Raw genomic sequence first — 24311 nt, 5'->3', positions numbered from 1 at the left:
GATGGCTGCACTCTGGATTGCACATGTCACGGTCACGGATGCCGAGGCTTATGGGAAGTACGCCGAGCTGGCCGGTCCAGCCATTGCCAAACATGGTGGTGAGTTTATCGCTCGGGCCGCGCGATACGTTCAGTTGGAAGGCAAGGAGCGTCCGCGCAATGTGGTTGCCCGGTTCCCTTCGTTAGAATCAGCAGTCGAATGCTACAATTCCGATGAGTATCAGCAGGCGCTGAATCACGCCCGCAATGCCAGCGAAAGAGAGTTGGTTGTGGTGGAAATCACCGAATAGGTGTGTTCCCGTAGACCGTTTGGCTGAGTTCTGCGGTTTTCAGCTTACACATGACGCGCGTGTCAGAAAAACAGCCTGCTTTGGCAGGCTGCTTTTTTTTGTTGATATTACAATTTCTTATGGAGAATTCTTTACGCATTCTCGTTGATGGCTCTGCTAAACTATGGCGGCCCTTTGACAATTCCTGCTCGAAATTGTCAAATTATGGAACGAATTTTCGCCCTTTTTCATTTGCACGTTCTCAATGATTGCGACTGAGGATCGTTAAAGGATAGTTTCAAAAAGTGGAATATGGTCCTTGGGTATCGGCAGTCGTTGTAACGATACTGTCTCGGGGAATGGGCATGACATCAGTGATCAAATCAACCAACCACCGGCTTGCAAAGGCTTTGACCTCTGCTGTATGTGCTGTTGGTCTAAGCGCCATGTTCCTTGCATCGCCTTTTGGGACAACAGATGCCCAAGCATCTGAAGGTCGCTTTATTCCCGCCGTCGCGTCCTCGCCTCCACCAAGCGGGGCAAGAAATCTTTGCAGCCAGTATCGGTGGGCGTGCACAGCAAAACGATCGGCGGCACTTTCCAGTCAGTTGGAAATGCAGATTGTGAAGCAGGTGAACCGACGTGTGAACGCCTCGACCCGAGAAGTTACTGATCAGTCTCAGTACAAAACAAGAGAGTTGTGGGCATTGCCAACGACCAGAGGTGGCGATTGCGAAGACTTTGCACTGCTCAAGAAGCGGGATTTGATAAATGCGGGGGTGGATCCGAACAAATTGCTGATTGCCACCGTTCTGGATACACGCCGAACCCCTCATGCGGTCCTTATATACCGTTCGGCCAACGGTGATTTAGTTTTGGACAATTTGACCAATCGCATCAAACCTTGGAAAGCAACGCGGTATCTTTTTCTCCGCATGCAGGATCCTAACCAACCGCAAAGATGGGTTGGTGTCTACGGTAAGAGTTAGAGCTAATTTTACAGGAACCGACATGGAAGCTGGTCGGCCTTTGGCAACAGCGTCTATAGTTAAATTGGTTTCAAATGATCGAAATCCGTTAAACAATAACTTCACTTAAGAAAGGTCGCCGAGTGTTGCGGCGACCTTTGAAAGTACTTTATTTCGTCTGATTTACCGAAGACCAATTCCGTCACCCGGATAATCATAATCCGGATCGTGTGGTTCGGGATCGTCCTGCGGATCCGGATCGCCCTGTGGATCGGGATCTCCTTGTGGATCAGGGTCACCTTGTGGGTCGGGATCGTTTTGCGGACCGGGATCACTTTGTGGGCCTGGATCACCTTGTGGACCAGGATTACCCTGCGGACCGGGATCACCTTGTGGGCCATCACTGTCGGGTGTGTCACCAAATCCGCCAAAGCCGTCGGTTCCGGAGCCTTCATTTGCCGGTCCATCGCCCGCTCGTGTGTCCGACGATCCAACTGATGCCGTTGGAAGGTCTGTCAGCAGATCCGCAAGCGGAGAGCATTCGGCGCCCAGACGGGCCACGATCTCATCGAAGTCCGCACGGCGCTGAATATACCGCAACATTCCAGTGGTCACAGCATCACATTCGCACAAGACTGACGGCGACCCCGCGGATTGACGGGCTGTTTTCACGGTACACGTTCCGCTTGCAAACGCATCGGTCACAGGCAAAACGAAAACTGCCGTTACGGCAAAAAAGACTGGTAACTTAAGGGAACGAAAAACCATCATTAACTCCTCGGAACTCGGTACCTTACACGTGCATCTCTATGCACCATTTAAACTTTTGTGTGAGTGAACGACGTCACACTTCGGGCACATTTACACCTTTTGTTCGACTTAATCGCAAGATGTGGGCAGGGCGAAAGGTTCAAAATTAATACAACCCCTGGAAGAATATTCTATCTTTTCAAGAAAAAGCCGGGCGTTATGCCCGGCCTTTCGAAAATCGTTTTTTGATCAAGTGGAAGCAAAAATGCCACAGTTATGCCATTGTTTCCCATTGAACCGGTCACAAGTGCAGGTTGTTCAGGCCGATTTTGCCATCCGCTTGCGTTCATGTGGGTCCAGATAACGCTTGCGCAGACGAACTGCGTTAGGTGTCACTTCGACAAGTTCGTCGTCGTCGATATAGGCAATGGCCTCTTCCAACGAGAACTGAACGTGGGGTGTAAGACGAACCGCATCGTCTGAACCACTTGCACGCACGTTGGTCAGTTTCTTGCCTTTCAGCGGATTGACCTCCAGATCGTTGTCGCGTGAATGCTCTCCGATCACCATGCCCTGATAGACATCGGTTTGCGGACCGACAAACATGCGGCCGCGCTCTTCCAGGTTCCACAGCGCATAAGCAACGGCTTGTCCGTTCTCCATCGAGATCAAAACGCCCGCGCGACGGCCGGGGATCTGGCCTTTGTGAGGCGCCCAGTCGTGGAACACGCGGTTCAGAACACCAGTGCCGCGTGTATCCGTCAAGAACTCACCATGATAGCCGATCAGGCCACGTGAAGGGACGTGAGCGATGATGCGGGTCTTGCCAGCGCCAGCCGGGCGCATCTCGACCAACTCGCCTTTACGCGCGCCGGTAATCTTCTCGATCACTGCGCCAGAATATTCGTCATCCACGTCGATGGTGACTTCTTCCACGGGCTCCAACCGTTGACCGTTTTCCTCGCGGAACAGAACCTGCGGTCGGGAGATGCTGAGCTCGAAACCTTCGCGGCGCATGTTCTCGATCAGAACACCCATCTGCAATTCGCCACGGCCAGCGACTTCGAAAGCTTCGCCGCCAGGGGTGTCGGTGATGCGGATCGCAACGTTCGATTCGGCTTCTTTCATCAGGCGATCTCGGATGACGCGGGACTGAACCTTTTTGCCGTCGCGACCCGCCAGGGGAGAATCGTTGATGCCGAAAGTCACGGTGATGGTTGGCGGGTCGATGGGCTGCGCGGGCAGGGCCTCTTCAACCTGTGGCGAGACCAGGGAATCTGCCACAGTAGCCTTGCTCATTCCAGCGATGGTCACAATGTCCCCGGCTTCGGCGACATCGATGGGTTGTTGCGCCAGGCCACGGAACGCCAGGATTTTCGAGGCGCGGAAGTTCTCGATCAGCGTGCCATCACGGCTGAGCGCTTTCAGGCTATCGCCTGCTTTCAATGTGCCGCTTTCCACGCGACCCGTCAGAATACGACCGATAAACGGATCGCTGCCGAGCGTGGTGGCCAACATGCGGAAGGGCTCTTCCTTGTGGCCGGTCTGCTTGGGGGCAGGGACGTGATCGACGATCAGATCGAACAGGGCGCTTAGGTCCTTGCGAGGGCCGTCCAGCTCCATGTCCGCCCAACCAGAACGGCCTGAGGCGTACATAGCTGGGAAATCCAGCTGATCATCATCAGCCCCAAGGTTGGCGAACAGATCAAAACACTCGTCCAGCGCACGATCAGGTTCAGCATCGGGTTTGTCGACCTTGTTCAGAACCACGATTGGACGCAAGCCAAGTGCCAACGCTTTGGAGGTCACAAACTTGGTCTGCGGCATAGGACCTTCTGCGGCGTCGACCAGCAAGACAACACCGTCAACCATGCTGAGGATCCGCTCAACCTCGCCACCGAAATCGGCGTGGCCGGGGGTGTCGACGATGTTAATGCGGGTGTCTTTCCATTCGACCGAGGTGGCTTTGGCCAGAATGGTAATGCCGCGTTCACGTTCCAGATCATTGCTGTCCATGGCACGTTCCGCCACAGCCTGATTTTCCCGGAACGCACCGGATTGTTTGAGCAGCTCATCCACCAGGGTCGTTTTACCGTGGTCCACGTGAGCGATGATTGCGATATTGCGCAGGTCCATGAGAGGTCAGCCTTTGAACGGGAAGTTGCCGCGCGCATAACGCGGCGCGGCAAAATATACCAGCCCTAACCGTGGATCAGTGGCCTGCAGTCTTCGAAAACAGGTGAATGATCAGAATTCCAGCCAGAATCATGCTCAGCCCAAGCACCGCAGGCCAGTCCAGCTTTTGACCAAACACCAAGAACCCGATGATCGCGATCAGAAAGATTCCCAGCCCAGACCAAATTGCATAAACGATGCCCACAGGCATGGTTTTGAGGGTCAGCGCCAGAAGATAGAAGGCGACCCCGTACCCCAAAATAACAAGAACGGACGGCCAAAACCGGGTGAATTGCTGGCTGGCCTGCAATGCGGTTGTGCCGATGGTTTCCGCCATCACGGCGAGTAACAGAAACAGATAGGCTTGAGGCATTATGGTCTCTCGCAGAGCTATAGGGTTTGTGCGCCTTGAACACGGAACACGCGCGATAAGCAAGACAAGTCTCAAACTAAAATTTCCGTTAGGTCAGGTATACCTGACTATTCTCAGGTTAGAATAAGTGTAAGGTTTGGCTCATATTTTATGATTTGTTAAAGAGTATTGTTCGATGACGACATTCGCAAAGTCGGTCATTTTGGTTTCTGGTCTGATAGTGGCAGTTGGGTGGCTTGCTGACGGGGGGTCCGTCGAAAATGAGGCAGCCATTGTGGTTCAACAGTTCGATAGTAGTCGTGTGTTTTAAAGCCACTCGGAACTTGAAAGGGAAAAAGGAGCCTTTGGGCTCCTTTTTTTCTGTCACGCGTCCAGTAGCGTAGTTTCGCGGTTATCGAAAAATCCGACGAGCATGGGGTGCAGCCATTTCCAAAGATCTGGTGCCCCATTTCTGATCGCCGGTCCCACACGTGCTTCGAGTTGGGCAAAAGTTACGTTGTATTCGATCCATGAACCGCCACCGTTTTCCAGGTTGGCAATCGGTGTCTGAAACCGGTCGACTGATTTTGCAAATCGAGCGTCTGCACTCTCGCAAGCTTCAAACTCCCGCCACAAGTCCGCGAAAAATACCTGCTGCGCATCTGGCAAAAGACCAAACAACCTTTGAGCTGCCGCTTGTTCCTTTGCCTCCTGCTCGGCGTGGTTGACCTGACCGTGAATAGGGTGATCTCCGGCATCGATTTCGACGATATCGTGCAGAAGAAGCATCTGAAGCACCCGATCCACACGAATTTCGGAGTGCGCGTGTTCTGACAAAACCCAGGCGTAAAGCATGATATGCCAGGAATGCTCTGCCGAGTTCTCTAACCGATCCGAAGCCATTAGGCGCGAGGCGCGTATCACCGATTTCAACTGATCTGCTTCGGTCAGAAAGTCGAGCCGCCTTGTAAAGGCATTGTCCTGAGGCGCAGACCTGTTCAGCAGGTCGCTTGCGTGGCGGAAGGCCAGTGGAAAGACCTGCGACAGATAGGCCGCTCGGCCCCCATCCAGATTGGCACGGGCGATATCCACATGGTCTGGCCTGGGATCAGACGCGCACAGCACCTGAAACAGCGGCTGGCAGCGATCCAGAACTTTTGCAAACTGCGCATCTGGTGTCTGGTCTGCTTCGAACTCTTGCCACAAGGACAAAAAGAACTGCGCCTGATCTTCCGGTAGCAGACCAAACAGATGTGACGCTGCATTTTGTTCTGCGTTCGCCAGCTCATCCCAGTCGGTTTCCAAATGGATTGGATGGTCGCCTACGACGATCTCAACCAAATCATGCAACAGCAACATTCGGATAACCCGATCAATCGACACATCTGGCCCGGCCAGAGGGGCCATCACCATGGCCCACAATGCCAGATGCCAGCTGTGTTCGGCAGAGTTTTCGGGTCGGGACTGGTCGAGCAGGACGTTTGCGCGCTCGACCGTCTTCAACATGTCGGCCCGTTTCAGAAACTCGATCTGGGCCGACAAACGATCATTCATTGCTTTTCTATCGCTTTTTGTTTGGAGCGGTGTGCAGCCAGACGTCTGATGACAAACTGTCTGGCCTTACGCTCGGCCAGGCGCACGCGGATTTCGGTCAGAAATGCCTCTTCCAAAGACTGCGAGGCCGCCCCCAGCACTTCGCCGACTTCGACAAAGAAACGGTCTTCCCCGGTTTCGTCCATAACCTTCATCGTATCTTCGGCCAGTTTGGCCGCAAGAGTTGTGATGGTGTCGGACATCAGCGGGTGTTCTCAGTCAGGCGGCGTTTCACATAGTCGCTGACATCGGTAATCAACGTGTCCATGTGGCGATCCTGGAAGAAGTGATCTGCGCCTTCAACCTCGTTATGAGTGATCGTGATGCCCTTTTGCTCATGTAGTTTATTCACCAGTGACGTGGTGTCTGCCGGAGGAGCCACACGGTCGGCGGATCCGTTGATGATCAGGCCGGATGAGGGGCAGGGCGCCAGGAATGAAAAGTCGTACATATTGGCCGGTGGCGACACGCTGATGAACCCGGTGATTTCAGGCCGGCGCATCAGCAACTGCATTCCGATCCATGCCCCAAATGAAAACCCTGCAACCCAGCAGTGTTTCGAATTGTTGTTCATGGATTGCAGATAATCCAGTGCCGAAGCCGCATCGCTCAGCTCACCTACACCCTGATCATACTCGCCCTGACTGCGGCCAACGCCGCGGAAGTTAAAGCGCAACACGGTGAAGCCCATGTTGTAGAAGGCATAGTGCAGGTTATAGACCACCTTGTTGTTCATGGTCCCGCCAAATTGAGGATGCGGGTGAAGCACGATTGCGATCGGTGCGTCTTTTTCCTTTTGCGGGTGGTAGCGGCCTTCCAGGCGGCCTTCGGGTCCGGGAAAAATCACCTCGGGCATGTGTGCTTTGGTCCTGTCTTTTTCGTGCGGGTGCCCGGATATACTTGACGATAATCGTCGGACACCTTAGAACGGTTCTAATTACATTTCACTGCGCGTCAGCGCTGTCAGTCGGAGATACGCACTGGCAGCGTCGCCGTCAATGATTTCGCGCAATTCCTGCAAAGAGGGGGCAAAAGATGAAGCTGTCGACCAAAGGGCGATACGCGATGGTTGCCTTGGCGGATATTGCGCTGCAACCAAGCGACCGGCTTGTGACGCTTGGAGAAATCTCAGAACGCCAAGATGTGTCGCTACCGTATCTGGAGCAGCTTTTTGTAAAGCTGCGCCGGGCCGAGCTGGTTTCATCGGTGCGCGGACCGGGTGGCGGATATCGCCTTGCGCGCCCGGCGTCTGAAATTCGCGTGGTCGAAATTCTGGCCGCCGTGGATGAGACTGTTGATGCCTTGCAAAAAGGGGCCGGAGCTTCGGGTGCGTCTTCCGGCAGCCGCGCGCAATCGCTGACCAACCGTCTTTGGGAAAGTCTAAGTGCGCATGTCTATGTGTTTTTGCATCAGACGCGCCTGTCTGACGTAATTAAAAACGACTTGGCCCCATGCCCCGCAGTGCCGAGCTTGTTCTCGGTGGTGGACGAGTAATCCAAAGAGGCGACACAGGCATATGAAATTTGTTGGCAAAAAGATGCATCCATGAATCGTGTTTATCTGGATCATAACGCAACGACACCTCTGCGCCCTGAGGCACGAGAGGCGATGATTGCCGCGATGGAAGTCTGCGGAAATCCGTCTTCTGTCCATGCCGAGGGCCGTGCCGCAAAGGCACTTGTCGAACGAGCACGGGCACAGGTTGCAGCCGCCTTTGGTGCGGATGGCGCGGACATCGTTTTCACCTCTGGCTCCACCGAAGGCGCATCTCTTACTTTGGCTGGGCGTCACCTGCATGGTGCCGCAGTCGAACATGATGCCGTAAGGGCTTGGATCAAAGAAGACCTCTGCGTTTCTGAAGCTGGCGAGGTATTGGTAACAGAACCCGAAGCCTCGACCCTTCAACTGGCAAATTCCGAGACCGGAATCGTTCAGTCCTTGCCGCCCGGATTGGCCGTGACAGATGCCACACAGGCCTTTGGGAAGCTTCCGATTGCGTTCAACTGGATGTATGCCCAGATGGCCCTGGTGTCGGCGCATAAACTGGGCGGCCCCAAGGGTGTTGGCGCGGTTGTTATGAAACGCGGAACTGATCTGCCAGCTCAGATCAAGGGCGGTGGTCAGGAAATGGGTCGTCGATCTGGAACGGAAAATGTCATTGGAATCGTGGGTTTCGGTGCCGCAGCTGAGGCGGCAGCACGGGACCTGGCCAGTGGTGTTTGGGAGCAGGTTGAAGAATTTAGAAATATTCTAGAAAACGCTCTTGAGGCTGCTGTAAAATCACCTATTTTTGTCGGGAAAGGGCGGCAACGCCTGCCCAACACCCTGTGTTTTGCCGCCCCCGGTTGGAAAGGTGAGACCCAGGTCATGCAGATGGATCTGTCGGGTTTTGCGGTCAGTGCGGGCTCTGCCTGTTCCAGCGGCAAGGTTCGTGCCAGCGCGGTGCTCACCGCAATGGGATACGACGAGGTGACAGCCAGCAGCGCAATTCGCGTTTCGCTGGGCCCTCGGACAACGAAAGAAGATGTGCTGCGTTTCGCCGAAACGTGGCTTGAGAAAGAGAAAAAGCATCGCGCGCGGGCTGCGTGATCTGACGGAGGGTAAGTTATGGCCGCTTTGGACCAGACCCAGGTGAAAGAGGGTGTCGATCAGGAAACCGTGGATGCGGTACGCGAGGTCGGCACCTATAAGTACGGCTGGGACACGGACATTGAGATGGAGTACGCGCCAAAAGGCGTGAACCCGGATATCGTCCGTCTGATCTCGGATAAGAATGATGAGCCGGAATGGATGACCGAATGGCGTCTGGCCGCATTTGAACGCTGGACCAAGATGGAAGAGCCCAAATGGGCGATGGTCAACTACCCTGAAATCGATTTCCAGGACCAGTATTACTATGCGCGTCCGAAATCGATGGAAGAAAAGCCAAAGTCGCTGGATGAGGTCGATCCCAAGCTGCTTGCTACCTACGAGAAGCTGGGTATCCCACTGAAAGAACAGATGATTCTGGCTGGAGTAGAGGGCGCTGAAGATGCACCAGCCGAAGGCCGTAAAGTTGCTGTGGACGCTGTGTTCGACTCGGTTTCCGTGGGTACAACCTTTCAAGCCGAGTTGAAAAAGGCTGGCGTGATCTTCTGTTCGATTTCAGAAGCGATCAAAGAACACCCTGAACTGGTCAAGAAATACCTTGGCACTGTTGTTCCTGTTTCGGACAACTTCTATGCGACGCTGAACTCAGCCGTCTTCTCGGACGGGTCGTTTGTGTACATCCCGCCGGGTGTTCGTTGCCCAATGGAGCTGAGCACCTATTTCCGCATCAACGCCGAAAACACCGGCCAGTTCGAACGCACGCTGATCATCGCCGACAAGGGCTCGTACGTCTCTTATCTGGAAGGCTGCACCGCACCTCAGCGTGATACGGCCCAGCTGCACGCGGCTGTTGTCGAGATCATCGTCGAAGAAGACGCCGAGGTGAAGTATTCGACCGTTCAGAACTGGTTCCCTGGGGATGAGAACGGCAAGGGCGGCATCTATAACTTTGTGACCAAACGCGCCGATTGCCGAGGTGATCGGTCCAAAGTGATGTGGACGCAGGTAGAAACCGGCTCGGCCGTAACCTGGAAGTACCCGTCCTGCATCCTGCGCGGCAACGAAAGTCAGGGCGAGTTCTACTCGATTGCGATTGCCAACAACTATCAGCAGGCCGATACCGGCACCAAGATGGTTCATCTGGGCAAAAACACCAAATCCCGCATCGTGTCCAAAGGCATCAGCGCAGGTAAGGCGCAGAACACTTATCGTGGTCTGGTTTCGATGCATCCGAAAGCCAAAGACAGCCGGAACTATACGCAGTGTGACTCTCTGTTGATCGGAGACAAATGCGGGGCACATACGGTTCCGTATATCGAGGTCAAGAACAATTCGTCCCGTGTTGAGCACGAGGCGACGACATCTAAAGTGGATGACGATCAACTGTTCTACTGCCGTCAGCGCGGCATGGACGAGGAAGAGGCCGTGGCGCTGGTTGTGAACGGGTTCTGCAAGGACGTACTGCAAGCGCTGCCGATGGAATTTGCCATGGAAGCGCAACAACTGGTGGCAATCTCGCTTGAGGGGAGCGTCGGCTAACTATGCGCCCGCGTTCCAAGATCAAACGGTTTGTTGACCGCACGGTTGCCAAAGTATTTGTCAGCCTATGTGGCCCTTTCGTGCGGTATTGCGATGCCGGCGGTCAATTTCTGCTGTTTGAAGTGTCCAATCCACGTGACGTGATCCAAGGACGCCATTTTTGGGGTGACGTGTACGAGCTGGGCCTGCTCCAAGACATATCGCGTTACCTGCCGAAAAACGCGCAAATCGCTGATATTGGAGCAAATATCGGTAACCATGCGGTGTATTGGGGGCGCGTTTGCGCAACCAAGATCGTCCGCGTAATCGAAGTTAACCCAGACGCTATCGCCATCTTGAAACGCAACATCAAGCTTAACAGCCTGGAAGACGTTGTTGACAGCTCGAGACTGGGTGTAGGAGCAGGGCGCGAGGCTGCTTCTGGCTTTGATCTCAAGCCAGAGGCGGGCAATCTAGGCGGCACGCAATTGACACCGGGATCTGGAAATCTGCGGGTAGAGGCCGGGGATACGCTGTTGGAAGGTATGTCACCGGATCTGATCAAGATCGACGTTGAGGGTATGGAACTGGACGTGTTGGCCGGGTTGTCCCGCACGGTGGCCGCAACGCGCCCCATCATATTTGTCGAGGTCGATCACAAAAACCGCGCGTTCTTTCAGAAATGGATGTCAGAGCAAAACTACGAAACTCTTCGGAGCTTTGGGCAAGACCGCGACAATGAAAACTTCCTGATCGTTCCGGCCGAAAAAGCCGAAACGTTCAAATCGAATTGACACCCGCGCAAGATGACGCGCGAATAGAGATAAGAGCCGAGGAAAAAATGCTGGAAATCAAGAACCTGCACGTTCAGCTTGAAGAAGAAGACAAGCAAATTCTCAAAGGTGTGGACCTGACGGTTGAAGCCGGCAAGGTACATGCGATTATGGGTCCTAACGGGTCGGGAAAATCGACGCTCAGCTATGTTTTGTCTGGTCGTGATGGATATGAAGTCACCGAAGGTTCGGCCACCCTGGACGGCGAAGACCTGTTGGAAATGGAACCGGAAGAGCGTGCCGCAGCAGGTGTATTCCTGGCGTTCCAGTATCCCGTTGAGATCCCCGGCGTTGGCAACATGACTTTCCTGCGGACCGCTGTGAATGCGCAACGCAAGGCACGCGGAGAAGAAGAACTGTCGGCAGCCGACTTCCTGAAAGAAGTACGCGCAAAGGCGAAAACCCTGAAGATCGACGCTGATATGCTGAAGCGCCCGGTCAATGTGGGCTTCTCGGGCGGTGAGAAAAAGCGCAACGAGATCCTGCAGATGGCTATGCTGGAACCCAAGATGTGCATCATGGACGAGACCGACTCGGGCCTTGACGTGGATGCGATGAAACTGGTGGCCGAAGGTGTGAACGCCTTGCGCGATGAAGGCCGTGGTTTCCTGGTGATCACGCACTACCAGCGCTTGCTGGATCACATCAAACCGGATGTCGTGCACATCATGGCCGATGGCCGCATCGTCAAAACCGGTGGCCCGGATCTGGCGCTTGAGGTTGAAAACAACGGTTATGCCGACATTCTTGCCGAGGTGAACTGATGGCCTTGCCCGAAGTCAAACAATCCGCAACCGAGGCGCGGCTGTCTGCGCTGACGATGCCCGACGCTGGCTGCACCCGTGCCGCGCGTGAAGACGCTTTGGCACGTGTTCTGGAAATCGGTCTTCCGGGGCGGCGCGATGAATACTGGAAATACACTCAGCCCGACACACTTGTCGCGCCCGACGCGATCCCCGCTGCAGTGTTTGCCGATGATGAGCCTCTGGTGTTCAGTGAATTTGATCGGCTCAACATCGTCTTCGTGGATGGTGTGTTCAGTGCCGAAGAGTCGGACGATCTGTCGATGGAAGGCGTAAGCATCGATCGCCTCGAAGACATTTGCTGCAAAGACATCCATTGGGCCAAAGATCTGTATGGCGTTTTGGAAGCCCGCGGCCAATCTCCGGTTCAGCGTCCGTTGGCTGCTTTGAACACAGCTTTTGCGTCGGATGGTGTTGCCATCCATGTGACAGGCAAACCGTCTAAACCGATCAACCTGATCTATCGCCATGCGTCGCCGACGTCAGACGCGATCCTGCATCACGTGGTTCGTGTGGAAAGCGGGGCCGAGGCCACCATTCTGGAAACCGGTCCAGCAGCTTCGCGCTTTAACAAGTGCATGGAGATCGACATTGCGGACAACGGTACGTTGCACCACGTCCGTGCGCAGGGCAGGGACCATGAACGTCGCGCCGCGACCCATATGTTCACCCGTCTTGGAACGGAATCGGTCTATAAGTCATTCACGCTGACCGTAAACGGCGTCCTGACCCGCAACGAACAAGTCGTTGAACTGACAGGTGATGACGCTGTGGCCCATGTGGCCGGTGCCTGCGTTGGAGATGGCGATTTTCATCACGACGACACGGTCTTCATCACCCATGACGCAGTGAATTGCGAAAGCCGTCAGGTGTTCAAGAAGGTTCTGCGCAACGGAGCAACTGGTGTGTTTCAAGGCAAAATCCTTGTAAAGGAAGGGGCCCAGAAAACTGACGGCTACCAGATCAGCCAATCGCTGCTTCTGGATGACGACAGCCAGTTCCTTGCCAAGCCCGAGCTTGAGATTTACGCCGACGATGTGGCGTGTTCGCATGGCTCGACTTCGGGCGCGATTGACGAAACCGCACTGTTCTATCTGCGCTCGCGCGGGGTTCCGACCAAGGACGCGACCAATATGCTGACACTTGCATTCCTGGCCGAAGCGGTGGACGAAATCGAAGACAGCGCGTTGGCCGAAGCGATTGTCAGCCGTCTGGAGGGGTGGCTCGCCCGCCGCAGCTGATGGCTCTTTCGTCAGACATTTTGGCAACTTACCGGGGGCCGGGGCGTGTTGTGCGCCGGCTTCTGGATTTGGGGCCACGCGAAGACCGGGCATTGGTGTTTGTGATGGGCTTTTGCATCGTCGCGTTTATTGCGCAGATGCCCGGCCTCGCGCGCCAGGCGCATCTGGAAGGTGTTGAGCTGAACATGCTGCTGGGCGGTGCGCTGCTGGGCACCGTGTTCATTTTGCCGTTGTTCTTCTACACTCTGGCTTTGGTCTCGCACTGGGCCGCGCGATTGGTTGGCGGCAAGGGCTCGGCCTATGGGGCAAGGCTGGCCTTGTTCTGGGCGCTGCTTTCGTCCGCTCCGCTGGTTTTGCTGAATGGTCTGGTGGCTGGGTTCATCGGACCCGGACCTGCTTTGTCAATTGTGGGCATCCTCTGGGTTGCTGTTTTTGTGTGGTTCTGGTTATCCGGTCTCAGACAAGTGCAAAGGTCGGCTGAATGACTATTCCACAATTGGGCCCACTGGTGGTTCTGACGCTCAAGAAACCTGCCGAAGCAGCCCGTCAGATATTAGCATTGAATCTGGGGCGGGAAGCGGTCTGGCTGAGCTTTTTTCTGGTGGTGGTTTTTAACTGCCTAATCCAACTCAGCACGGACCTGATCTTTATGGCGCCCGAAGCCCCAGTGAACGCCGAGGCCGAAAGCATCCCGTTCATTCTAATCCGATCCGCTGGTGCGATGCTTCTGAGCGTTGTCGCCTTTCTTTTGGTCGGACGGGTTCTTGGCGGCAGTGCAACGCTTTCCGGCTTGTTGATCCTGATGATCTGGCTGAGTTTTTTGCAAAGCGGCGCGTTGCTGGCCATGGTTCTTGCCAGCGTGGCTTTGCCTGCTCTAACGCTTCTCTTGCTGCTGGCGACCTTGGGATGGAGCCTTTACATAACGCTGCATTTTCTGAATGAGGCGCATCAATTCGGCTCGCTTGGCAAGGCATTTGCCGTAATTCTTTTGGCCGCTATTGTCGCCCTTCCCATTGTTCTGATGTTCAATCCAACCGGACCCGTCTAGGAAACACGCCTATGTACGATGTACAGAAAATCCGCTCTGACTTTCCGATCCTGTCGCGTCGGGTCAATGGCAAGCCTTTGACCTATCTGGACAATGGCGCCTCGGCTCAAAAACCGCAGGTCGTTATTGACGCTGTGACGCGTGCTTATGCCGAGGAATATTCGAACGTCCATCGCGGCTTGCATTACCTGTCCAACCTTGCAACCGAGAAGTACGAATCCGTGCGCGGCACCATTGCCCGCTTTCTTGGTGCTTCGAATGAGGACGAAATCGTCCTGAACTCGGGCACGACCGAAGGGATCAACCTTGTTGCTTACGGCTGGGCAATGCCGCGACTTGAAGCCGGGGACGAGATCGTTCTGAGCGTCATGGAGCATCACGCCAATATCGTACCCTGGCATTTTCTGCGCGAACGGCAGGGCGTTGTTCTTAAATGGGTGGATGTGGATTCTGACGGCGGGCTGGACCCTCAGGCCGTGATTGATGCGATTGGCCCAAAGACCAAGCTGGTTGCCGTAACCCAGTGTTCGAATGTGCTGGGTACGGTCGTAGATGTCAAAGCCATCACCGAAGGTGCCCATGCCAAAGGTGTTCCGGTTCTGGTGGACGGCAGCCAGGGCGCGGTCCATATGCCGGTGAATGTGGAAGAGATCGGCTGTGATTTTTACGCGATCACCGGTCACAAGCTGTATGGCCCGTCCGGGTCAGGCGCGATTTACATCAAATCCGAACGTATGGCCGAAATGCGCCCCTTTATCGGCGGCGGTGACATGATCAAAGAGGTCAGCAAGGAACAGGTCATCTACAACGACCCGCCAATGAAGTTCGAGGCCGGTACACCCGGTATCGTTCAGACGATCGGATTGGGTGTGGCACTGGATTATATGATGGATCTGGGTATGGCGAACATCGCGGCCCATGAATCAAGCCTGCGCGACTATGCCAAGCAACGCTTGAACGGTCTCAACTGGTTGCAGGTTCAGGGCACACGTCCCGACAAGGCGGCCATTTTCAGTTTTACACTGGACGGAGCAGGCCATGCGCATGATGTGTCTACCATCTTGGACAAAAAAGGCGTGGCTGTTCGCGCAGGCCATCACTGTGCCGGGCCGCTGATGGACCATCTTGGCGTGACAGCAACATGCCGCGCCAGCTTTGGTCTTTATAACACCACGGAAGAGGTCGACATTCTGATCGATGCCCTTGAATTGGCACATGATCTTTTCGCCTGACTTTGATCTGAAACTGGGTGCGACAAGCACGATTTCCAGTTGCACCCAAACCGGATCAAGGTTAGCTAACGACCAAGGCACCTGTAGCTCAGCTGGATAGAGCGCTGCCCTCCGAAGGCAGAGGCCAGAGGTTCGAATCCTCTCAGGTGCGCCATTTTCTTACATGTTCTGAACCATTTTCATGGAACCAAATTTCGGTTTCGCCAGGTTTTAAGAACGACCACAGGCGCTCTCATTTAAGCGTAAATTTTTCTAGCGGCACGTTTTGCGATACACTTTCCCGATGGGGTTGGTTCGCGTCACCTTTGATGGAGGAAAGAACGTGCAAGTCATCTCTTCAAAAAAAATGTTTATCGTTGTGGTCGTAATAGTTGCGGTTTTGGGCTGTACTGTTATTTCGGGCTATTCACTCCCCAGCGTTGCAAGCTGGGTTATAGTCGGTGTCGTGCTAGCATTCATCCTTGGCAAGCTGACCGACGACGATTCAGACAGCGACGATGAAGCCGAGAGCAGCAATGTATCTGCGTCTAATGTTGAATCGGATGTCGACAAAGAAAAGACGCGTGAGACTGGCAGCTCGACTGCCGAAGCTCCATCAACCAGCGACTCCGGAGGTGGTGACGCAGGCGGTGGAGGAGGAGATGCAGGGATATAGCAGGTGAAACCAGTATTCCTGCTACAAGCGTTTCAGATATGCGAGACCCGTTTTGGTTTGCGTTTTAACCGCGCCAAGAACGGACAACTCCGCAATCCATGTGAACGAAGTTCGATCCATAATACTGGCCGACGCCACCTGCACGGCACGACATCGCGGCTTTGGCCATCTGCGAGACTGAGCGAGACGCCAGACGCAGGTCAGCAGCCTGACCTTCCATATGAAGCGACTTGCGCGCAACGCGACGCGACCTTGAACGCAACATCGCGTTGGTCTGAGGAGAACGATAACCGGACAGCAACATATACGGTTCATTCACATCCAGAAGGTTGTGTGATGCCGCCATGATATCAATCGTGCGCAAATCAATGGATTTAACCTGATCCGTGCGCCAATCGCGCATGAAATGGTTCACTTCTTTGACAGCGTCTTTGATATACTTACCATCGACCCAATAAATCATATCCAACCGTTCGCCCGTGCGACCGGAATACATACGAATGCGACGAATAGCGCCGCCACCGCGCAAAAAGCCTGCTGCATTGGAATATGTGGGGGCTGCCGCAACTGCGGTAGCTGCAAATGCACCCAATAGGGCACGCCGGGTCATGCCCGAGGAACTGCTCTTGGTCATTTTTGGTTCGTCCCGTACTGTTCCTGCCTGCGCACGATGTTACGCGCGCGGTATTAATTTTTTCCCATCCCAGATGCGGTTTTTATGACACAATCGGAATCAGCGGCCAAGAAGTGTTTCGGATTCACCTTTTCAAGGGGGAAATTTCGGCAGTTTTTTGCGCAAATGACACAGTGTCACTTAGAATTTGTGCAGCTGTGAGGTTTTTGCCAACCGGCCGATGCAAACACGCATCAGACATCATCAGAAGCGATTTGGTAAGGGATTTGTGAATAGACAAGTAATCGATGGCAAATCCATAGTTGCCTGACGCACATATCCCAAGTTCAATCTTTTGAATATTCAAGGCCCCGTAATGCTTTCTGTTTTCCGCACCAGTACCAGTATCCTTGTCACCGCTTGTTTTGCAGCAACCGCTGGTTTTGCGAACACAGCGTCTGCGCCCGAACCGAAAACAGCGTTTCAAATGGCGATTGCGGAACACACGCCGCAGGCATCGACAATTGCCGAGTTTTACCGGACGAACGGGTTCGCTCCAATTTGGGTAGGTGAAACCCCTGAGCATATGCAACGCAGGACCGCGTTGATTGAAGCATTGTCCAACGCACATCTTCACGGTTTGCCCCATGCAGATGCTGCCGTCTCGGCATTGATTGATCAGATGGAACAGGCCCGGTCTGTTCGTGACCTTGGCGCGGTCGAGGCCGAACTCAGCCGGGTGTATGTAGAATACGCTGATGCGCTGTATTCCGGCACACTTGAACCTGGGCGTGTAGACGACGGACTGGTTCGGGGAGTGGAGCACCGAAGTGCAGCCGAGCATTTGTCAGGGTTGGCGGAGCAAGGCGCGCAATATCTGGAACAACTGTCGCCGCAAACCCCACAGTACCGCGCGCTGATGAAACAAAAGCTGCTGTTGCAAGCTTTGGTGGATCAAGGTGGTTGGGGGGCGACGGTACCGGTCGCGAAACTAGAGTATGGTGACACCGGGCCGAATGTCGTCAAACTGCGCAATCGTCTTGTGGCAATGGGGTACATGAGACCGTCGGCCAGCCCGTCTTTTGACGATGCGCTGCTGGCTGGCGTTCAGGCTTTTCAAACGGCGCATGGGCTGGAACCTGACGGTGTCGCTGGCCAAGGCACAATTACCGAGTTGAACCGTCCGGCCTCGGACCGCCTAAAGGCAGTCTATGTCGCGCTGGAAAGGGAGCGCTGGCTGCCGCGAGAGCGTGGTGCGCGTCATATTCTGGTGAATCAGGCTGATTTCTCGGCCAAGATCGTCGATGACGGGCAGGTTACGTTTGAAACCCGCGCGGTGATTGGCAAGAACACACATGATCGCCGCAGCCCCGAGTTTTCGGATGTGATGGAGCATATGGTGATCAACCCCAGCTGGTATGTGCCGCGCTCGATCATCACCAAGGAATACCTGCCTAAACTGCAGTCCAATCCTAACGCCGTGGGGCATATTCAAATCACTGACCGCAGCGGGCGGCAGGTTAATCGTGGGGCTGTGGATTTCACTCAGTTCACGGCGCGAAACTTCCCGTTTGCGATGCGCCAGCCCCCCAGCAAAAGCAATGCGCTGGGTTTGGTGAAGTTCATGTTCCCCAACAAGTACAACATCTATCTGCATGATACACCACAGAAAAACCTGTTCGCACGTGAGGTGCGGGCGTTCTCGCACGGGTGTATACGTTTGGCGCAACCTTTCGAATTCGCCTATGCGCTGCTGGCAAAACAAGAGGAAGACCCCAAGGCGTTCTTTCACCGTGTTCTCAAGACCGGCAAGGAAACCAAAGTTGAACTGGACCAGCATGTGCCAGTGCATCTGATCTATCGCACCGCCTATATCGGGCCGAAGGGCGAGGTGCAGTATCGCCGCGACGTCTATAACCGCGATGCCAAGATTTGGGACGCACTTCAAAAGGCAGGGGTAGCCCTGTCGGACGTTCAGGGGTAAGCACGGGGCAAATCCTGCCAAAAGGAAACCCGTCATGCAGTTTACCGTTCAACAAATCGCCGACGCTCTGAGCGCAGAATGCCAGGGCGATACAGGCCTGACGATTGTGCGGGCTGCCGAACCCAGTGATGCTGGTCCGACAGATCTGGCGATGGCGATGTCTCCGAAATATGCTGACGCGCTTTCAGTTGGAGAGGCGCGCGCTGCAGTTTTGTGGGAGGGCGCGGATTGGCAGGCTATGGGGCTGCGTGCGGCGATCTTTGTCAAACGTCCTCGTATGGCCATGGCGGGCATCACTGCCATGCTGGATCGTGGACAAGGGGTAGAGCCGGGAATTCACCCGTCGGCCGTGATTGATCCGACGGCAGAGATTGCTGCAGACGTCTCTATCGGGCCTCTTACAGTTGTCGGTGCCCGCGCCCGGATCGGGGCGGGATCTGTGATTGGCGCGCATTGCACGATCGGCATCGATGCCACGCTGGGAGAGCGTGCGTTGCTGCGCGAGATGGTCAGTATCGGTGCCCGCGCGCAAATCGGAGACCGCTTTGTCGCGCAACCAGGCGCCCGGATCGGAGGCGATGGCTTTAGCTTTGTCACCCCCGAAGTCTCTGGCGCTGAGAACGCCCGCAAGACTATGGGTGATCAAGGTGACGCCAAAGCACAAAGCTGGCTTCGCATCCACTCTTTGGGAGCGGTCGAGATAGGCGATGACGTCGAGGTTGGATCCAACTGCACCGTCGACAACGGCACGATCCGCAATACCCGGATCGGAGACGGCTCGAAACTGGATAATCTGGTACATGTGGGGCACAACACGCGTGTGGGACGCGATTGCCTTTTGTGTGGTCAGACCGGCGTGTCGGGATCTGTCGAGATCGGCAGTAACGTTGTTCTGGGTGGTCAGACTGGCGTTGTTGATAACATCTTTATTGGTGACGGTGTGATTGCCGGTGGAGGCACAAAAATTCTGTCCAACGTTCCGGCAGGCCGCGTCATAATGGGTTATCCGGGCATCAAAATGGATACTCATACGGACATCTACAAAGCCCAACGCCGTTTACCGCGCATGGCCCGCGACGTTGAGGCACTTAAAAAGGCTGTTTTCAAACAGTCGCCGAGCGATTAAATCATCCTCAGAACGAAAGTCAGGGGACCGACATGAGCATCAGCGACCGCGTCATCGCAATCATTGCAGAGCAGGCCGTGCTGGAGCCATCGGATGTGACGCCCGAAAGCACGCTTGAGGACTTGGGTATCGACAGCCTGGGTCTGGTAGAAAGCATCTTTGCAATCGAAGAAGAGTTCGACATTTCGGTTCCGTTCAATGCCAACGAACCTGAAGCCAATGATTTCGATATCTCCAATGTGGCCGCCATCATTGCCGGGATCGAACAGCTTGTGTCGGAAAAGGTCTGACCTGCTCTCATGAAACGTGTTGTTATTACCGGCGCAGGTACGATCAACTCACTGGGCCATTCGGTTCCTGACACTTTGGAGGCCATGCGCGAAGGTCGTTGTGGCATCTCGGAACTGGAATTTCGCGATGTCGATCGTCTGGCCATCAAGATCGGCGGTCAGGTCCGGGGGTTCGAAGCGGAAGGGCGGTTTAATCGTCAACAGATGTCCTTGTACGACCGGTTCACTCAGTTCACCCTGACGGCTGCCAAAGAGGCTATTGAACAGTCAGGCATCGAGTTTCACGGTGAATTGGCGGCCAGATCAGGCGTCGTGCTTGGAACCGCAGGTGGCGGTGTTTCGACCTGGGATGACAATTATCGTTCGGTCTACGAGGATGGTAAGAACCGTGTGCACCCGTTTGTTGTTCCCAAACTGATGAACAATGCCGCGGCGAGCCACGTGTCGATGGAGCATAACCTCAAAGGGCCCAGCTTTACCGTCTCGACCGCTTGTGCCTCTTCCAATCACGCCATGGCACAAGCCTTTCAGATGGTGCGCAGCGGGGCGGCTCCGGCGATGATCACAGGCGGGTCAGAATCCATGTTGTGTTTCGGCGGGATCAAAGCGTGGGAAGGCTTGCGCGTGATGTCCAAGGACGCGTGCCGCCCGTTCAGCGCCAACCGCAACGGAATGGTTCAGGGCGAAGGGGCTGGCATATTTGTGTTCGAAGAATACGAACATGCGCGCGCACGCGGGGCTGAAGTTCTGTGTGAAGTTGTCGGCTTTGCGATGTCTTCGGATGCGGCCGACATTGTGATGCCCAGTAAACAGGGGGCCGCGCGGGCCATGGCGGGCGCTCTGTCTGATGCCAGGCTGAACGCCAGCGATGTCTGTTATATCAACGCCCACGGCACAGGCACGGCAGCCAATGACAAAACCGAGTGCGCAGCCGTTGCAGGTGTATTTGGACCGCATGCAGATGATCTGATGATATCGTCTACAAAATCCATGCACGGCCACCTGATCGGTGGGACCGGAGCTGTGGAATTGCTGGCTTGTATCATGGCCCTGCGGGACGGGGTGATTGCACCAACCATCGGATATGAAGAGCCGGACCCGGAATGTGCGCTGGATGTGGTGCCGAATGTCGCCCGTGAAGCGAAAGTTGACGTGGCCCTGAGCAATGCGTTTGCCTTTGGCGGGCTGAATGCTGTCTTGGCGCTGAAGCGAGTTTAAGAAAAAACGACGCTCAAATAGAAAAGGCCGCCACGGAACGGGCGGCCTTTTTGTGGCGTGCACTTAGTTTTGCAAGACGTCCAGCTTGTCGTAACCACTGGTGAAACCGGCCAGCGACATTTCGATTTGCAAGAGCTGATTGGGGGCTAGGATGGACACCATAGAAATAGTGGCCGTGCTGCCCCCCTTCATTGCGTCGATGTCGCCTTGGGTAAAGCCCAACTGCGCCACGCAGCCCACGGGGTTGCAGTGATGATAGTTGTACCTTTTGCTGGGTGCACCATCGATGGATATGGCGATTTGGGCCTGCAGCAATGTCTCAAGCGGTACAATCAGGCTGGCGGCAGCAACGGCTGTAGCACCTTCGGGCAGTTTGTTGACTGAGATTTCCGCAACCGGTTGTCCCTCGGCACCAGACAGAATTTGACGCAGCAGGCAAGGATCATTGTCTCCTTCGGTCTTTAAGCACGTGATGTTCCAGTCACCGCTTTCTTCTTTGACGTATTGGTCGCCAACGCGGGGGCCGCTTTCACCCAGATCCAATTCCTGTGTAGCTTGGGTCTGGGGTACCTCTGTCTGCGCTTGTGTGTCGTCAGTGGTTTCCTGGGCAAATGCCGCGCTGCTTACAAAGGCGGCTGCCAGTACATTCGCGGAGAGAAGTTTCTTGATCATGAATGCCTCGATTTGATGATTGAGCTTTTGGCCTCGTTTAGCATTCTTCCGAACCGGTGTCAGGCACTAACAGAGCAGCCCGGAGGAACGTGAACAGATTCTTGCCCGACGCTTTAGAAAAGGCCCTTCCACACATAGAAAAAGGGAGCCGTTTTATCAGCTCCCTTCCTCAAAAGGTTCTCCCCGTCGGACTGGCCGACTTATTTATGCGCAAACCCTACGAGAGCGGTGCCGGTGGGTCAACAGCTATCCTGAAATTTTAATCCAACCCTCAGCACTTGAACATGTGTTGGCGCAGGCAAAAAAAGCCGTGCCCGAAGGCACGGCCAGTCGACAGGGAGGAAGTCTGCCCCGCGAGATCAAAAAACCACCGCAAGGCAAAAGGACTATCGCAGTCAAAGGTTAACTTTGTATGCTGGTCACGGATCGGTGAGCTATAAGGCAGTGTTAATGGGCAAGACTATTTTTTTGGGCGGCGGTGGTGAAGGGTATGGCACACCGCAGGAATTGGCGTTGAACTTTGCAAATCGCCACGGATTGATCGCAGGTGCGACAGGAACGGGTAAAACCGTGACACTGCAGATACTTGCCGAAGGGTTTTCACAAGCGGGCGTCCCGGTGTTTCTGTCCGACGTAAAAGGCGACCTGTCCGGTCTGGCCGTGGCTGGCAGCGCGTCGCACAAACTGCATCAGGCCTTTATGGACCGCGTTGAACGTATCGGGTTTTCGACGTTCAACTATGCTGCTTGCCCCGTGACGTTCTGGGATCTTTTTGGTGAACAAGGCCACCCGGTGCGCACAACCGTTACAGAGATGGGGCCGCTTCTGTTGTCGCGCTTACTGGAACTGAGCGAAGCGCAGGAAGGCATTCTGAACATCGCCTTCCGGGTGGCTGACGAAGAAGGGATGCCGCTGCTGGATCTGAAAGACCTTCAGGCATTGCTGGTCTGGATCGGAGAAAATCGCGCGCAGCTGTCCCTGCGCTATGGCAACGTGTCGACCTCTTCGATCGGCGCAATTCAAAGACGATTGCTGGTGCTTGAAAATCAGGGTGGCACCAAATTGTTTGGCGAACCGGCGCTGGATCTGGCTGATCTGATGCGTGTTGACGAAAACGGGCAGGGGATGGTGAACATCCTCGCGTCGGACAAGTTAATGGCCTCACCCCGGCTCTATGCCACCTTCCTGCTCTGGCTGTTGAGTGAGTTGTTCGAAGAACTGCCCGAAGTTGGCGACCCCGAGAAACCAAAGCTGGTCTTTTTCTTCGACGAAGCGCACCTGCTGTTCGACGACGCCCCAAAGGTTTTGGTGGACAAGGTTGAACAGGTGGCGCGACTGATCCGATCAAAAGGCGTTGGGGTCTATTTCATCACTCAAAACCCCGCGGATATTCCCGAAGACATTCTGGGCCAATTGGGCAATCGCGTCCAACACGCCTTACGGGCCTTTACAGCGCGCGACCGTAAGAACCTGCGCATGGCCGCTGAAACGTACCGAGAGAACCCGGCTTTCGACACCGAAGCTGCGATCCGAGAAGTTGGCGTTGGTGAGGCCGTGACCTCGATGCTTCAAAAGAAAGGGGTTCCCGGCATTGTCGAACGCACCTTGATTCGTCCTCCGGGATCTCAGCTGGGGCCGATTTCTGGCGGTGATCGCAAAGCGATTTTGGCGACGTCCCCGATGGCAGGAAAATATGACAAGGGTATAGATCGCAAATCTGCCTTTGAGATTCTGCAGACGCGGGCCGAGGCGGCAGCAAAAGCTGCGGAGCAAGCGGAATTGGATGATGTGCTGGAAGCTCAATCGCCAATGGAACGCGAGTTTTCCGCAGCTCGCAGATATTCTGGCAGTCGGGTCCGGCGGTCGTCTTCACGTGTGCAGCGCAGAAAAGACACGTTCGCAACCGCAATGACAGACGCTGTGATCAAAGAGCTGAAGGGAACAACCGGGCGTCGCATTGTGCGCGGTATTCTGGGCGGTCTGTTCAAAAACAGATAGCGGCGCGGCGCCCATGAAGGGCGCCGACGTAATTATTTCAATCGGCGCTGACCTTCCTGGCGGCAATAGGCATCTGCCTGTGGGACTGACATTTTGGTTGCAGGGAAATCGATGGCGCGATCCCATGTGACCCGGTCCTGACGGTACAACTGACAGGTCACAACGCCCTCGGGGGTCTGAACCTTGACAGGTGCTGTCTCAAGATCTTCTGGTCTGGGAATACAGGCGGCTGTTGTAACGGCAACAACCGAAAGCAGGAAAACAGTTCCGAAGCGTGGTGCTTTCATTTTTTACTCTTATCAACACGTTTGAATGATCGTTTCAGATCGGCTTGGGCGGGTGTGAGTGCCAGCAACAGACCGCAAAAGAAAAACACTGCGGTGGG

Annotated in this window: 26 protein-coding genes and 1 tRNA gene; 18 read left to right on the top strand and 9 right to left on the bottom strand. The window is 54.9% G+C overall.

What is annotated here, in order from left to right; all coding sequences use genetic code 11:
- Position 1 precedes the first annotated feature (1 nt).
- Positions 2 to 289: a DUF1330 domain-containing protein gene (locus ACR3EH_RS00845; protein ID WP_171089965.1), complete on the top strand. Its 288-nt coding sequence runs from the start codon at positions 2 to 4 to the stop codon at positions 287 to 289.
- Between the two features lie 344 nt (positions 290 to 633).
- Positions 634 to 1257: a transglutaminase-like cysteine peptidase gene (locus tag ACR3EH_RS00840; RefSeq protein WP_253746394.1), complete on the top strand. Its 624-nt coding sequence runs from the start codon at positions 634 to 636 to the stop codon at positions 1255 to 1257.
- A 162-nt stretch (positions 1258 to 1419) separates the two neighbouring features.
- On the opposite strand, the gene ACR3EH_RS00835 is transcribed toward ACR3EH_RS00840, so the two are convergent.
- The 6 genes from ACR3EH_RS00835 to ACR3EH_RS00810 form a co-directional block, all read right to left on the bottom strand.
- Positions 1420 to 1839 (bottom strand): hypothetical protein, encoded by a 420-nt coding sequence (locus ACR3EH_RS00835; RefSeq protein WP_171675551.1) that lies wholly within the window; start codon positions 1837 to 1839, stop codon positions 1420 to 1422.
- 465 nt (positions 1840 to 2304) lie between these two features.
- Positions 2305 to 4122 carry a translational GTPase TypA gene (typA, locus tag ACR3EH_RS00830; RefSeq protein ID WP_171183165.1) on the bottom strand — a complete coding sequence of 606 codons (1818 nt, stop codon included), beginning with the start codon at positions 4120 to 4122 and terminating at the stop codon, positions 2305 to 2307.
- Positions 4123 to 4198: 76 nt separating this feature from the next.
- A complete protein-coding gene (locus ACR3EH_RS00825) occupies positions 4199 to 4534 on the bottom strand; it encodes a DMT family transporter (RefSeq protein WP_171183167.1) in 336 nt (111 codons plus the stop codon).
- A gap of 363 nt (positions 4535 to 4897) precedes the next feature.
- A complete protein-coding gene (locus tag ACR3EH_RS00820; protein WP_171183169.1) occupies positions 4898 to 6067 on the bottom strand; it encodes an HD domain-containing protein in 1170 nt (389 codons plus the stop codon).
- Positions 6064 to 6309: a hypothetical protein gene (locus tag ACR3EH_RS00815; RefSeq protein ID WP_171089973.1), complete on the bottom strand. Its 246-nt coding sequence runs from the start codon at positions 6307 to 6309 to the stop codon at positions 6064 to 6066. The genes ACR3EH_RS00820 and ACR3EH_RS00815 overlap by 4 nt, the downstream gene beginning before the upstream one ends.
- Positions 6309 to 6962, bottom strand: coding sequence for an alpha/beta hydrolase (locus ACR3EH_RS00810; RefSeq protein ID WP_170324952.1), 654 nt, complete (start codon positions 6960 to 6962; stop codon positions 6309 to 6311). The genes ACR3EH_RS00815 and ACR3EH_RS00810 overlap by 1 nt, the downstream gene beginning before the upstream one ends.
- A gap of 179 nt (positions 6963 to 7141) precedes the next feature.
- On the opposite strand from ACR3EH_RS00810, the gene iscR reads away from it, so the two are divergent.
- From iscR to ACR3EH_RS00755, 11 genes are all read left to right on the top strand, one after another.
- Positions 7142 to 7600 carry a Fe-S cluster assembly transcriptional regulator IscR gene (gene iscR / locus ACR3EH_RS00805; protein WP_171089975.1) on the top strand — a complete coding sequence of 153 codons (459 nt, stop codon included), beginning with the start codon at positions 7142 to 7144 and terminating at the stop codon, positions 7598 to 7600.
- Positions 7601 to 7651: 51 nt separating this feature from the next.
- On the top strand, positions 7652 to 8695 hold the full coding sequence (locus tag ACR3EH_RS00800) for a cysteine desulfurase family protein (protein ID WP_171183171.1): 1044 nt from the start codon (positions 7652 to 7654) through the stop codon (positions 8693 to 8695).
- Between the two features lie 18 nt (positions 8696 to 8713).
- Positions 8714 to 10234 carry a Fe-S cluster assembly protein SufB gene (sufB, locus tag ACR3EH_RS00795; protein WP_171089979.1) on the top strand — a complete coding sequence of 507 codons (1521 nt, stop codon included), beginning with the start codon at positions 8714 to 8716 and terminating at the stop codon, positions 10232 to 10234.
- A gap of 2 nt (positions 10235 to 10236) precedes the next feature.
- Positions 10237 to 11007 carry an FkbM family methyltransferase gene (locus ACR3EH_RS00790; protein WP_171183174.1) on the top strand — a complete coding sequence of 257 codons (771 nt, stop codon included), beginning with the start codon at positions 10237 to 10239 and terminating at the stop codon, positions 11005 to 11007.
- A 47-nt stretch (positions 11008 to 11054) separates the two neighbouring features.
- Positions 11055 to 11810 (top strand): Fe-S cluster assembly ATPase SufC, encoded by a 756-nt coding sequence (gene sufC, locus ACR3EH_RS00785; RefSeq protein WP_171089980.1) that lies wholly within the window; start codon positions 11055 to 11057, stop codon positions 11808 to 11810.
- Positions 11810 to 13090, top strand: coding sequence for a Fe-S cluster assembly protein SufD (gene sufD, locus ACR3EH_RS00780; RefSeq protein WP_171183177.1), 1281 nt, complete (start codon positions 11810 to 11812; stop codon positions 13088 to 13090). The genes sufC and sufD overlap by 1 nt, the downstream gene beginning before the upstream one ends.
- Positions 13090 to 13575 (top strand): YIP1 family protein, encoded by a 486-nt coding sequence (locus tag ACR3EH_RS00775; protein ID WP_171089983.1) that lies wholly within the window; start codon positions 13090 to 13092, stop codon positions 13573 to 13575. Before sufD ends, ACR3EH_RS00775 begins: the two co-directional genes overlap by 1 nt.
- Entirely contained in the window at positions 13572 to 14138 is a 567-nt protein-coding gene (locus ACR3EH_RS00770; RefSeq protein WP_171183178.1) for a YIP1 family protein, read from the top strand. The genes ACR3EH_RS00775 and ACR3EH_RS00770 overlap by 4 nt, the downstream gene beginning before the upstream one ends.
- A gap of 11 nt (positions 14139 to 14149) precedes the next feature.
- Entirely contained in the window at positions 14150 to 15370 is a 1221-nt protein-coding gene (locus ACR3EH_RS00765; protein WP_171675553.1) for a cysteine desulfurase, read from the top strand.
- A 77-nt stretch (positions 15371 to 15447) separates the two neighbouring features.
- A tRNA-Arg gene (locus ACR3EH_RS00760) sits at positions 15448 to 15524 on the top strand.
- A gap of 168 nt (positions 15525 to 15692) precedes the next feature.
- The gene (locus ACR3EH_RS00755; protein ID WP_171183181.1) at positions 15693 to 16025 is read left to right on the top strand and encodes a hypothetical protein; all 333 of its coding nucleotides are present in this window, start codon (positions 15693 to 15695) and stop codon (positions 16023 to 16025) included.
- A gap of 64 nt (positions 16026 to 16089) precedes the next feature.
- Here the strand turns inward: ACR3EH_RS00755 and mepK are convergent, their stop codons facing one another.
- Positions 16090 to 16659: a peptidoglycan L,D-endopeptidase MepK gene (mepK, locus tag ACR3EH_RS00750; RefSeq protein WP_171675555.1), complete on the bottom strand. Its 570-nt coding sequence runs from the start codon at positions 16657 to 16659 to the stop codon at positions 16090 to 16092.
- Between the two features lie 355 nt (positions 16660 to 17014).
- Between mepK and ACR3EH_RS00745 the strand changes: the two genes are divergently transcribed.
- From ACR3EH_RS00745 to ACR3EH_RS00730, 4 genes are read left to right on the top strand one after another with little or no spacing between them, the layout of a single operon-like run.
- Positions 17015 to 18622, top strand: a complete 1608-nt coding sequence (locus tag ACR3EH_RS00745; protein ID WP_171675557.1) for a L,D-transpeptidase family protein — start codon at positions 17015 to 17017, stop codon at positions 18620 to 18622.
- Positions 18623 to 18656: 34 nt separating this feature from the next.
- Positions 18657 to 19748, top strand: a complete 1092-nt coding sequence (lpxD, locus tag ACR3EH_RS00740; RefSeq protein WP_171183185.1) for a UDP-3-O-(3-hydroxymyristoyl)glucosamine N-acyltransferase — start codon at positions 18657 to 18659, stop codon at positions 19746 to 19748.
- A 32-nt stretch (positions 19749 to 19780) separates the two neighbouring features.
- On the top strand, positions 19781 to 20038 hold the full coding sequence (locus tag ACR3EH_RS00735) for an acyl carrier protein (protein WP_171089997.1): 258 nt from the start codon (positions 19781 to 19783) through the stop codon (positions 20036 to 20038).
- Positions 20039 to 20047: 9 nt separating this feature from the next.
- The gene (locus ACR3EH_RS00730; protein WP_171183187.1) at positions 20048 to 21256 is read left to right on the top strand and encodes a beta-ketoacyl-[acyl-carrier-protein] synthase family protein; all 1209 of its coding nucleotides are present in this window, start codon (positions 20048 to 20050) and stop codon (positions 21254 to 21256) included.
- 63 nt (positions 21257 to 21319) lie between these two features.
- On the opposite strand, the gene ACR3EH_RS00725 is transcribed toward ACR3EH_RS00730, so the two are convergent.
- Complete coding sequence (locus ACR3EH_RS00725; protein WP_171090001.1) at positions 21320 to 21928, bottom strand: invasion associated locus B family protein; 609 nt, start codon at positions 21926 to 21928, stop codon at positions 21320 to 21322.
- A 450-nt stretch (positions 21929 to 22378) separates the two neighbouring features.
- Between ACR3EH_RS00725 and ACR3EH_RS00720 the strand changes: the two genes are divergently transcribed.
- The gene (locus ACR3EH_RS00720; RefSeq protein ID WP_171183189.1) at positions 22379 to 23926 is read left to right on the top strand and encodes a helicase HerA-like domain-containing protein; all 1548 of its coding nucleotides are present in this window, start codon (positions 22379 to 22381) and stop codon (positions 23924 to 23926) included.
- A gap of 32 nt (positions 23927 to 23958) precedes the next feature.
- On the opposite strand, the gene ACR3EH_RS00715 is transcribed toward ACR3EH_RS00720, so the two are convergent.
- Positions 23959 to 24213, bottom strand: a complete 255-nt coding sequence (locus ACR3EH_RS00715) for a hypothetical protein (RefSeq protein WP_171183191.1) — start codon at positions 24211 to 24213, stop codon at positions 23959 to 23961.
- Positions 24214 to 24311: the final 98 nt, after the last annotated feature.

The organism is Ruegeria sp. BG7, assembly GCF_056535685.1.
This window is presented reverse-complemented; position numbering and strand designations above follow the sequence as displayed.